8 protein-coding genes and 1 pseudogene are annotated in these 11,054 nt (G+C 74.8%); 5 read left to right on the top strand and 4 right to left on the bottom strand.

From position 1 onward, the window contains the following. Window positions 1–297 precede the first annotated feature (297 nt). The 3 genes from ACIA8R_RS52750 to ACIA8R_RS52740 all read left to right on the top strand — a co-directional run bounded on the left by ACIA8R_RS52750 (window position 298) and on the right by ACIA8R_RS52740 (window position 2,427). Entirely contained in the window at window positions 298–828 is a 531-nt protein-coding gene (locus tag ACIA8R_RS52750; protein ID WP_364104609.1) for a hypothetical protein, read from the top strand. A 2-nt stretch (window positions 829–830) separates the two neighbouring features. Then, a complete protein-coding gene (locus ACIA8R_RS52745) occupies window positions 831–1,259 on the top strand; it encodes a hypothetical protein (RefSeq protein WP_364104606.1) in 429 nt (142 codons plus the stop codon). Between the two features lie 97 nt (window positions 1,260–1,356). Then, window positions 1,357–2,427: a DUF5685 family protein gene (locus ACIA8R_RS52740; RefSeq protein ID WP_397045791.1), complete on the top strand. Its 1,071-nt coding sequence runs from the start codon at window positions 1,357–1,359 to the stop codon at window positions 2,425–2,427. A gap of 2 nt (window positions 2,428–2,429) precedes the next feature. Here the strand turns inward: ACIA8R_RS52740 and ACIA8R_RS52735 are convergent, their stop codons facing one another. Further along, on the bottom strand, window positions 2,430–3,179 hold the full coding sequence (locus ACIA8R_RS52735) for a GNAT family N-acetyltransferase (protein WP_397045789.1): 750 nt from the start codon (window positions 3,177–3,179) through the stop codon (window positions 2,430–2,432). A gap of 329 nt (window positions 3,180–3,508) precedes the next feature. On the opposite strand from ACIA8R_RS52735, the gene ACIA8R_RS52730 reads away from it, so the two are divergent. After that, window positions 3,509–4,897 (top strand): GH1 family beta-glucosidase, encoded by a 1,389-nt coding sequence (locus ACIA8R_RS52730; RefSeq protein WP_364104597.1) that lies wholly within the window; start codon window positions 3,509–3,511, stop codon window positions 4,895–4,897. A 19-nt stretch (window positions 4,898–4,916) separates the two neighbouring features. Here the strand turns inward: ACIA8R_RS52730 and ACIA8R_RS52725 are convergent. Next, window positions 4,917–5,024, bottom strand: a pseudogene (locus ACIA8R_RS52725) (transcriptional regulator); the annotation flags it as partial. A gap of 35 nt (window positions 5,025–5,059) precedes the next feature. Beyond that, window positions 5,060–5,710, bottom strand: a complete 651-nt coding sequence (locus ACIA8R_RS52720; RefSeq protein WP_357710940.1) for a nitroreductase family protein — start codon at window positions 5,708–5,710, stop codon at window positions 5,060–5,062. 130 nt (window positions 5,711–5,840) lie between these two features. Between ACIA8R_RS52720 and ACIA8R_RS52715 the strand changes: the two genes are divergently transcribed. Continuing rightward, window positions 5,841–6,671, top strand: a complete 831-nt coding sequence (locus ACIA8R_RS52715; RefSeq protein ID WP_364104594.1) for an SAM-dependent methyltransferase — start codon at window positions 5,841–5,843, stop codon at window positions 6,669–6,671. Between the two features lie 3 nt (window positions 6,672–6,674). On the opposite strand, the gene ACIA8R_RS52710 is transcribed toward ACIA8R_RS52715, so the two are convergent. After that, window positions 6,675–10,850: a trypsin-like peptidase domain-containing protein gene (locus ACIA8R_RS52710; RefSeq protein ID WP_397045793.1), complete on the bottom strand. Its 4,176-nt coding sequence runs from the start codon at window positions 10,848–10,850 to the stop codon at window positions 6,675–6,677. Between the last annotated feature and the right edge of the window lie 204 nt (window positions 10,851–11,054).

The raw sequence follows: 11,054 nt of genomic DNA, 5'->3' as shown, positions 1-11,054 counted from the left end.
CCCCCGGCAAACAGCCTCAATCACAGCCAAAGCACACCGGGGTATGCGTATGCAAACGACAGGCAAGCCCCGCCCATTCCCTTCATGACCTGGGCGTTCCCGCCCGGGGTCGGCCCTCGGCGGACCGGCCCCGGGCGGGCCTCGACGTCAACGGCCCGACCGCTCCCCGGGCGTCGGGCGTTCCGTCGCCGCCCGCGTCCGGAGGCCACCAGCCACTTGCAAGGGGATGCAAGCCCGTTCCCAGTGCCGTCCGAGATCGTTCTGTCCAGCGTCAGCGCGACAGACACGAGGTGAGGAATGGCGACGGCGATCAGCGCGTCCACGCTCAACGGACGCCACCACAAGGCGGCACTCACGGCCTTCATGGCCATCGTGGTGGCCCATTGGGCCGAGCACCTGGTGCAGGCCGTGCAGGTCTACGTCTGGGGGTGGCCGCTGAGCGAGGCCCGGGGGGTGCTCGGCCTGCCGTTCCCGTGGCTGGTGACCTCGGAGTGGATGCACTACGGGTACGCGCTGCTCATGCTGGTGGGCCTGGTCCTGCTGCGCAAGGGGTTCGCCGGCCGTTCGCGCACGTGGTGGAACATCTCCCTCGGCATCCAGGTCTGGCACCACATGGAGCACCTGCTCCTGCTCGTGCAGAAGCTCACCGGGCTCTACCTGCTGGGACGTCCGGTCCCGACCAGCGTCCTGCAGATCTTCCTGCCCCGGATGGAGCTGCACCTGTTCTACAACGCGGTCGTCTTCGCCCCGATGGTGGTGGCGATGGTGCTCCACCGCCGGGCCTCCGAGCACGGCGGGGCCGTCTGCACCTGCGCGGTGGCGCACTAGGCATGGCGGTCACCAGACGACGTCCGAGCGGGTTCACGGTGGCGCTGGCCGTTCTGGGGCTGTTGCTGCTGTTCGTGTCCGTGCCCGAGTTCGGCCCCGTCGTACGGGCCGCGCGCGCCGACGGGGTGGGCGGCGCGTTCACCGCCCGGGAGCTGCGGTGCGTGTCGCATCCCGGGCACGAGTCGTGCGTCTGGGCCGGGGACTTCACCTCCGGCGACGGACGGATCCGGCGGCGCGACGTCGAGCTGTACGGCAGCGACCGCGGCACCCTGGCGGCCGGGCAGGCCACCCCGGCCGTGGACACGGGCCGCGAGACCCGCGTCTACGGCCCGGACGGCTCGGACGAGTGGCTGTTCACCGCGCTGATCACGCTGGCCGGGCTGGCCGTGCTGACGGTGGCGGCCAGGCGGCTGCGGCGCCCCCGCGCCTGAACCCGCGCCTGAACCCGCGCCTGAACCCGCGCCTGAACCCGCGGCTCCCCGGAGCGGGCGATCGCCCGTACGATTCCTCCAGCGTTTTCAGGATCTTGTGAGGTATGTGGTGTTCGGGATCATCCGTCCGTGCGGTGAGCACGGGTGCGCGGCGGTGCGCACGGCGTGGCGGGCACACCTGTGCGGGCTCTGCCTGACCCTGCGCGACGGGCAGGGGCACGCCGCCCGGCTGACCACCAACTACGACACGCTGATCCTCTCGGTGCTCACCGAGGCCCAGCTTCCGTCCTCCGTGCCGCACCGGACGGCCGGGCCGTGCGCGCTGCGCGGGTTCCGCTCCGCCGACGTGGTGGACGCCCGCGGGCGGGGAGCCAGGCTGGCGGCGGGCGTGTCGCTCGTCCTGGCCGCGGGCAAGCTGCGCGACCAGGTGGCCGACCGCGACGCCGCCCCGGGCACGGCCACGGCCCGCCGCCTGCTGGCGGCCCGCTGGGAGGCGGGCGGCGCCAGGCTGGCCTCCGGCGTCGGCTTCGACACCGCCGTGCTGTCGGCGACGGTCGACCGGCAGCTCGAACGCGAACGCCGGGCCCGCACCGCCCCCGCGGAGGTGCTCGACCTCACCGCGCCCGCGGAGGAGGCGGTGGCGGCGGCCTTCGCCCACACGGCGGTGCTGGCCGGACGGCCCGGCAACGTCGAGGCGCTGGCCGAGGCGGGCAGGTTCTTCGGCCGGATCGCGCACCTCCTCGACGCCGTCGAGGACCAGGCGGCCGACGACGAGCGCGGCGCGTTCAACCCGCTGACCGCCACCGGGACCGGCCGCGAGCAGGCCCGGCGGCTCTGCGACGACGCCGCGCACGGGCTCGCCCTCGCGCTGGCGGACCTGGAGCTGGAGCAGCGGCACCTGGTGGAACGGCTGCTCGGCGCCGAGGTGCGCCGGGCGGTCGAGCGCGCGTTCGCCGCGGCCTCCTACCAGCGGCCCGGCTGGGTCCGCAAGTCGGCGGCGGGCGTGGCGACGTTCCTGACCTGCGGACTCTGGCGGCCGAGGTGGAGCAAGAAGGTGGGACGTCCCTGCTCCGACCGCTGCTACCTGGACGACTGCGGCGGCTGCGACTGCCCCGACTGCGGCGGTTGCTGCGACTGCGAGTGCGGTTGCTGCGACTGCAGCTGCTGAGGTCAGGGGGCCGAGATGTGGAGCACCTCGCCCGCCTTGTGATAGCCGACGCGCGCGTAGACGCGGCTCGCGGCGTCGTCGGCCGGGGTGAGGAACGGCATGGTGACCCCGGCGTCGAGGCCGGCCCTGGTCAGCAGGGCGGTGACGGCCCCGCCGATCCCGCGCCGCCGGTGCGTCTCGCGCACGGCGATGCCGGCGATCTCGGCGACGCCCTCCTGGGGGCCGCCGAGCTGGCCGGCGCCGACGACCTCGCCCGTGGCGGCGTCGGTGGCCGCGGCCACCAGGCCGCCGCGGCCGAGGACGCCGCGCAGCCGCGCGACGTCGTGCTCGTTGGCCTCGGGCGCGTCGAAGGCCGCGTTCATCACCCGCGCGACCTGCCACAACCCCGGCTCGTCGGTCACCAGCGCGAGCCGTACGGCGGCGTCGGCGGGCGCCTCGACCAGCGATCCGGCCGGGCACACCAGCAGCGGGAACCGGCCCTCGGCGACGAACCCGGCGGCCAGCAGCGCCTCCTCCACCTCGGGCGCGACCTGCGGCACGTACTCCAGCCGGGGCGTCCTGCCCCGCTCGCGGAAGGTGGCGGCCAGCGCGGCCACCTCCTCGCCGGTGGGCGCGAGGCCGTCGTCGGGGACGGCGTAGTTGAACGGCGGCGCGTCGTCGTGCTCGTCGAAGCGGATCAGGAACGGCCCGGCCCGGTGCGCCCGGGACCCGGCCGCCGCTCGGAGGTACGCGTGCACATGGGCGCCCAGCAAGTGAAGTCCTCTCGGTTGACCTGCGATCGTCACAAGCTAGGGCCGCGCCGACCGCCGGACAAACGATTTTCCCACCCGGGACCGCCTTCCGGACGACGACCCCAAGGTCATTGACATCCCCCTGAATCCGACCCTACGTTGGCGAACGTTTCGACCACCGTCCAGGCCGGGTGCAGATGACCTCGTTACGCGACGTCGCCGCGCGGGCGCGGGTGGAGGAGGGCAAGGCGGGCGTTCGACCACCTGACGGACCGGCAGCCCGAGGTGAGCGCCGTGATGGACGCCCGCCGCGGATCGGGAACCGCCCCTCACGAGACCACGGAGTGACCATGTTCCCCACCGACTTCCTCTGGGGCACCGCCACCGCCGCCTACCAGGTCGAGGGCGCCGCCGCCGAGGACGGCCGCACCCCGTCGATCTGGGACGTCTTCTCCCGCACCCCCGGCAAGGTGACCCGCGGCGAGACCGGCGACGTCGCCTGCGACCACTACCACCGCCTGGAGGAGGACCTGGACATCCTGGCCGGGCTGGGCGTGGGCGCCTACCGGTTCTCGATCTCCTGGCCGCGCGTCCAGCCGGGCGGGAGCGGCCCGGCCAACCCGCGCGGGCTCGCCTTCTACGACCGCCTGGTGGACGGCCTGCTGGCCAGGGGCATCGCCCCCGTGGCCACGCTCTACCACTGGGACCTGCCGCAGGAGCTGGAGGAGGCGGGCGGCTGGCCGCACCGCGACACCGCCTTCCGCTTCGCCGAGTACGCCCGGCTCATGGGCGAGGCGCTCGGCGACCGCGTGCACACCTGGATCACCCTGAACGAGCCGTGGTGCACGGCCTACCTGGGCTACGCCTCCGGCGTGCACGCCCCCGGCAGGACCGACGCCGCCGCCGCGCTGGCCGCCGTGCACCACCTGAACCTCGGCCACGGGCTGGCCGTGCGCGCCCTGCGCGAGGCGGCCGACCCGGCGGCGCGGATGTCGGTGACGCTCAACCTGCACCACGTGCGCGGGGTGTCCGAGGCCGACGCCGAGGCGGTGCGCCGCGTGGACACCCTGGCCAACCTGGCCTTCCTCGGCCCGATGCTCGACGGGGCCTACCCGCGTTCCCTGTTCGACGACACCGCCGCGGTGACCGACTGGGCGTTCGTGCAGGACGGCGACGAGGCCGCCGCGTGCGCGCCCCTGGACGTGCTGGGCGTCAACTACTACAACCCCGTCCTGGTGCGGCGGAGGGAGGGCGGCGCGGGACGGGAGACGGCCGACGGGCACGCCGACGGCGTCGCGTCCCCGTGGATCGCCTGCCAGGACGTGGAGTTCGTCCGGCAGCCGGGGCCGTACACGGAGATGGGCTGGAACATCGACGAGACCGGGCTGACCGAGCTGCTGCTACGGCTGCGCCGCGACCATCCCGGCCTGCCCACGATGATCACCGAGAACGGCGCGGCGTTCCCCGACCCGGTGGAGGCCGATGGCCGGGTCAGGGACGACGACCGGATCGACTACCTGCGCCGGCACATCCGCGCGGTGGCCGAGGCCATGGCGGGCGGCGCGGACGTGCGCGGCTACTTCCTGTGGTCCCTGATGGACAACTTCGAGTGGGCGCACGGCTACGCCAAGCGGTTCGGCGTCGTCCGGGTGGACCGCGGCACGCTGGAGCGCACCTGGAAGGACAGCGCCCACTGGTACCGCGGGGTGATCGCGGCGAACGGCGTCGAGCAGGGTTAGACGGCCGGCCAGAGGTCGGGGCGAGCATGCCGGAGACCTCGCGGGTGGTCAGCGGCTCCTCCTCCCCCGCGACGGCCAGGCGCATGACGATGCGCAGGGAGATGTCGGTGAAGGCGGTCAGGCGCATGTCCTCACGTCAGGCGCACCGGGGAGGTCGCCGGTTCACCAGCGGTCGAGATGCAGGACCTCGTCCAGCGGCTGCCGCGCGGCCGGCTTGAAGGTCTCCCCCGTGAAGTACGCGGTGGGCAGCAGCACGCCCTGGCGCACCTCGGCCGGGATGCCGAGCAGCTCGGCGATCTCGCTCTCGTACTCCAGGTGCAGGGTGGTCCACGCGCTGCCGAGGCCGCGGGCGCGGGCGGCGAGCATGTAGCTCCACGCGGCGGGCAGCAGCGAGCCCCACAGCCCGGCCTGGTTGCCCTCGGGCAGCCGGCCGCCGGGGAGCTCGATCGCGCCGATCACCAGCACCGGGACGTCGCCCATGTGCTCGGCCAGGTAGGCGGCGCTGTCACTGACGCGTTCCTGGGCCGCCGTCCGCGCCGGGTCGTCCCTGAACATCGACCGGGCCGAGCCGCCGGAGGTGGAGTAGGCGTTCCACGAGCGCCGGTAGTAGTCGCCGATCGCCTTGCGGCGGTCGGGGTCGGTGACCACGATCCAGTGCCACCCCTGCCGGTTGCCGCCGCTGGGCGCCTGGAGCGCGACCTCCAGGCACTCGCGGACCAGCGACGCCGGGACCAGGCGGGACAGGTCGAGGCGCCTGCGCACGCTGCGGGTGGTGGTGAGCAGCGTGTCCGGGGCCAATGGTTCGATCGTCATGGGCCCATCATGTCAACGCGGGCCCCGGGAATCCCGTAGGCCGTACGGTCGCATCGGGACCTGATTTCCGGCGTTCCGGGACGTATGATCACGCCAGCCGGACTCGCCCGACGCAACCGAAGGAGCCACCGTGGCCGACGACGAGCAGGGAACGCCCATCCCGGGCGTGGACACGACCAAGCCCAGCGTCGCCCGCGTCTACGACTACATGCTCGGCGGCAAGGACAACTTCGAGATCGACCGCGAGGTGGCCCAGATGGCGCTCGGGATCGCCCCGGACGCCCCGCAGGCGGCCCGGTCGAACCGGGACTTCCTGGCGCGCGTCGTCCGCGACCTGGCCGTCGAGGCGGGCATCCGCCAGTTCCTGGACATCGGGTCGGGCCTGCCCACGCAGGGCAACGTGCACGAGATCGCCCAGGCGGCCGCGCCGGGCTGCCGGGTCGTCTACGTCGACCACGACCCGATCGTCCTGGTCCACGGCCGGGCGCTGCTGGCCGTGGACGACGGCACCACCGTCATCGAGGCCGACATCCGCCGGCCGGACGACATCCTCGACCACCCCGAGACCAGGCAGCTCATCGACCTCGACGAGCCGGTGGGCCTGCTGCTGTTCGGCATCCTGCACCACCTGTCGGACGAGGAGGACCCGGCCGGCATCGCCCGCCGCCTGGTCGCCCGGCTGGCGCCGGGCAGCCACGTCGCCGTCTCCAGCTTCCACAACCCGATGGAGGAGCGCCCGGAGGTGTCGCGGCAGGCGTTCGAGGCCGAGCGGCTCTTCAACGACACCATGGGCACCGGGCGGTGGCGCACCCGCGAGGAGATCCTCGCCTTCTTCGACGGCCTGGAGCTGCTGGAGCCCGGTCTGGTGCCGCTGGCCGAGTGGCGCCCCGAGCCGGGATACCGGCCGGATCTGGGGATCACGTATCACACGTTCCTGGGCGGGGTCGGGCGCAAGCCGTGACCGTCAGCAGACGGCCTCCGGCAGGGCGATCGGCACCTGCTGCCGGTCGTCCGGGGTGAACGGGCGGCCGAACACCTCGCACAGCCGCCGCCGCCAGGTGTCCACGTCCAGCCGGAGCAGGTCGGTGGAGTAGCCCGTGACGCTGTCGCCGCCCTTGAGCCGCAGCAGCAGCGCGCCGTCGGGCGAGATCTCCAGGAAGTCCTGGGCCTGGCGGAAGGTGTAGCCCTCCTCGTAGGACACCTGGGTCTCGCCGAGCCCGAAGACGCGGATCTCCCGTTCGCCGAACAGGAACAGCCTGCCCGCGTTCTCCGGCATCATCGACGTCATGCGCTCGCCGCCGCGGATGTTCTCGCCCGCCGAACGCAGCGGGCCGAGCACCTTCCTGAGCGGGTGGGTGAGCCACACCTCGGGCAGCATGCCGTTGCGGAACAGCAGCAGGTGGGTGCCCGCGCGGTCGAGGACGAACCCGCTGACGACGTCGGAGCCCACGGTCAGCCGCCGGTCCTTGACCTCCTCGCCGGTGCGCAGGTCGATCGTGCGCAGGTAGTCGGCGCCCTGCACGGCGATCATCAGGTGGTCCGCGCTCCACGGGCTGACCTGCACCTCCGTCACGACCGTGCCGGGGCCGGCGACGTCGAAGGCGCTCTTGCGGCGGCCGGTGGCCGGATCCCAGCGCTCCAGGCGGCGGCCGGCGAAGGTGAACAGGTCGCCGTCCTTGAAGAAGTACGTGAGCTGCGCGCCCTGCGGCGGCCGGGCGGTGGCGACCTCGGTGACGGGGGTGAGCGAGGGCAGCGCGCGGACGGCGACCTTCGCGGGGCCGACGGCGTCGGCGAGGAGGCGTCCGGACTCGTCCGCGACGGGGTCGCCGTAGGCGTTCAGGCCCTTCGGGCTCTTCGTGCGCGCGACGTCGGCCAGGGTGCGCTGCGGATCGCCGGTCTCCATGAGGCGCAGGCGGGCGCCGCCGTCGACCTGGGCGACCATCCGCTGCCCGCCCTGGAGCAGTGCCGGGTTGCCGACGCGCTGCTCGCCCTCGCGCAGCGCGGTCAGCACCATGGTCTCGGACGACCTGGTGAGCAGCTCCTGCGCGCCCGGGGCGCCCACCAGCGCGACCGGGGCGGCGCCCGTCTCGGCGCCGGTCGGGGCGGTCTGGGCGTCGATCCAGGTGCGTGACAGGGTGACGCCCTCGGCCAGGTCGACCAGCTCCCAGCCGGAGGCGCCCTGCTCGGCCACCCGCCGCCCCTCTCGGTCGACGACGAAGGGGCCGCACGGGCGTCCGGCGCTGAAGCCGCCCAGCCGCGCGCCGTCGCTCACCGCGTACCCCGTGTACGTGGCGGTGCGGCCGTCGTCGCTGTTGCGGCAGGTCACGGCGGTGGCGCCGGCGCCGGAGACGGCCAGGCCGTCGGCCGGGCCGAGGGTGCGGACGGTGAGCTCCTGCCACGCCGGGCTGCCCTTGCTGCTGTACACCTTGGCCACGCCCTTCTCCCTGGCGACCAGGGTGGTGGCGTCGGGGCCGAAGCGGACGAGGTCGGCGGGGAGGTCGTACACCCAGGTGCGGGCCGCGCCGGTGGTGCCGAGCGACTGCAGGACGAGCTTCTTCGGGCCGGCGGTCGCGATCCAGCCGTCGTCGCCGTCGGCCCTGATGTCGGCGGCGGGCTCGTCGGCCAGGGCCTGCCGGTCCTGGCGGTCCAGGACGTGGCCCTGGTCCAGCAGCTCGCCGTCGTCGGGGTCGACGCGGTGCCAGACCATGCTGCCGTCCTCGACGGCGTAGGCGACGAGGCCGCCGTCGGCGGAGACTGCCGGATGGCTGGTGCCGCCCCGGTCGGGCAGGTGGGTGGGCCGGTAGCGGCCCTCGGGGCCGCGGGTGAACAGCGTGGCCCGGCCGGCGGCGGAGGCGGTCGTGGCCAGCAGGACGCGGGCGTCGTCGCTGGCGTCGGCCGCGGTGAGCGAGCCGAGCGCGCCCGTGGCCACCCCCTTGGTGTAGCGGTGCTCGACGTAGCGTTGCAGGAGCTGGGTCCTGGCCTCCTGGGTGGGGGCCGCGCGGTAGGCGCCGACCGCGAGCAGCGACGACAGCTCGGGATCGCGTCCGGCCAGGTCGGCCGAGGCGCCCGCCAGCGCGCGGGAGCGGGCCTCGGCGGCGCGCTGGTCGCCGATGCGGCCCTGGTAGAGCGTCCAGGCGACCAGCGAGACGACGGTCAGCAGCGCCACCCCCGCGCCGGTGATCGCGCCCCGGCGGCGCAGCGTGCGTGCGCGCTGCCGGCGGCGGCCCTGGCGCAGGTAGTCGTGCTCGCCCTCGGTCAGGTCGGCGGGCCGCTCGGCGAGCCAGCGGGCGGCGGCGGCCAGCTCGGGCGGCCCCGGCAGCCGGTCGGGGGCCTGCCCGGCCTGCCGCCAGCGGCGCATGTCCTGGTGGAGCAGGTCGCGCCATTCGAGGAACTTCAGGTCCGCCGCCACGATCCCGGCCAGCCGCGGCCATTCGGCGATCAGCGCCTCGTGGGCCAGCTCGACGGTCTGGCGGCCGTCCTCGCCGGTGTCCATGACGAGCAGCCGCCCGGCCGCCAGGCGGCCGGCCAGCCGCCAGCGCTCCTCCCCCGCCTCCTCGCGGGCGACCCGCCTGCGCAGCGGCGCGTGCGCCCCGGCGGCGACCCGGACGAGCCGGGACAGCAGCTCCTGGCCGGCGGCGCTGTCCTGCTCGGGCACGCACGCCGCCCAGACCTGCTCGGCCTGCGCGGCCAGGGCCCCGCGTACGCCGCGGCACGCCTCGTAGGAGGTGTGGCTGATGCGGCCGCCCTGCTGCTCGTGCCAGAGGCGGTCGAGCAGGAAGCCGATCAGCGGCAGGGCGCCGGGCGCGGTGCCGGCGTCGGCCAGGATGCGGTCCACCAGGCCGGGGTCGTACGTCACGGCGGGGACGGCGTCCAGCGGCGCCTCGACGACCTCCCGGAGCTGGTCGCGGGTCATGGGGGTGAGCCCGTACGTCTCGCGGCCGAGCGCGCCGCCGAGGGCGGGATGGGACAGGGCGGCGGGCAGGAAGTCGGCCCGCAGCGTGAACAGCACCCGGACGGCCGCGCACGCGCGGGCCGCGGCCAGGACCCGGGCCGCCTCGGCCGCCTGCTCCTCCACGCCGACCAGCAGTTCCTCCGCCTGGTCGACGACGAGCAGCAGCCCGGTGGCGCCGGTGTCGCGCAGCACCTGGGCGACGACGTCGGGCAGCCTGCCGTTCCTCAGCGGCTCGCGCAACGCGTCGGCCCTGGCCAGCGCCTCGGCCCCGGTCAGGCCCGGGTGCGACAGGGCGGCCAGTTCGGCGGCGAGGGCGTCCGGCCAGGAACGCACGGCCGAGGGCCGCAGGACGACGATCTCGCAGCCCTCGCGGCGCATCGCGGGCACGACCCCGGCCAGCGCCAGCGAGGACTTGCCGCAGCCGGACGGGCCGGTGAGCGTGACCTCGGAGTGGGCGCGCAGGAGGCGCTGGATCCGGGCGGTCTCGGCGTCGCGGCCGAAGAAGACCGCGGCGTCGCCCTCGCGGAAGGCCGACAGCCCGCGGAAGGGCGAGGCCGGCCGTACGGTGGCGGCCAGGGCGGGGACGGCGCGGGTGAGCGACCGGGTGGGGATCACGAACGCCTGGCGGGGGCCGCCTGGCTGGGCCGCGACGACCATGCCGACGACGTCGCCGAGCTCGACGTCCCAGACGGGGCTGCCGCTGAAGCCGCTCTCGATCGGCACGCCGCCGGGCTCGTCGGGGGCGCACTGGAGCCAGCCCTGCTGGGTGCCGCCGAGCAGCCGGCCGGTGTGCCAGCCGCCGCCCCGCAGGCCGTGCGGGAACCCGGCCACGGCCACGCGGTGGCCCCACACGCTGCGCGGCTCGGCCATGCGCAGCGGGCGCCCGCCCGGGGGCGCGGCCTCCAGCCGCAGGACGGCGATGTCGCCCGAGCCGTCGTCGGCGGTCTGGACCCAGTGCTCGACGCGGGCCCGCACGGGGGCCGGGTCGTCGGCGAAGGGCAGTTCGACGGTGACCCAGGCGTCGGACGGCGGCGGCCCCTCCGGACGGCCCAGCGCGCCCGAGACGACGTGCGCGCAGGTCAGGGCCAGGTCAGGCGCGATCAGGAAGCCCGCCCCCGCCACGGCCTCCTCCGGGCCGCGCACGCGAAGGACGGCGAGGTTCAGCGCCTCGTCGGGCCCTCGATCCATCACGTACGGTCACCGCCTCGTCACTCCGGTCGTCCGGGGTGTCAGTATGACGGCTGGGCGGAAGTGGCGTTCGCCGTTCCTTGACATGCGAGAAGGGCGTTCCCCGTGATCGGGGAACGCCCTTCGTCGTGTACGCGCTGTGCGGGTGTTACTTCTTGACCGACAGGGGGACGGTGCCGGTGTCCTGCTGACGCCAGGCGCCGG

The organism is Nonomuraea sp. NPDC051191 (assembly GCF_044455665.1).
In the GTDB taxonomy this organism is placed as follows: Bacteria; Actinomycetota; Actinomycetes; order Streptosporangiales; family Streptosporangiaceae; genus Nonomuraea.
This window is presented reverse-complemented; position numbering and strand designations above follow the sequence as displayed.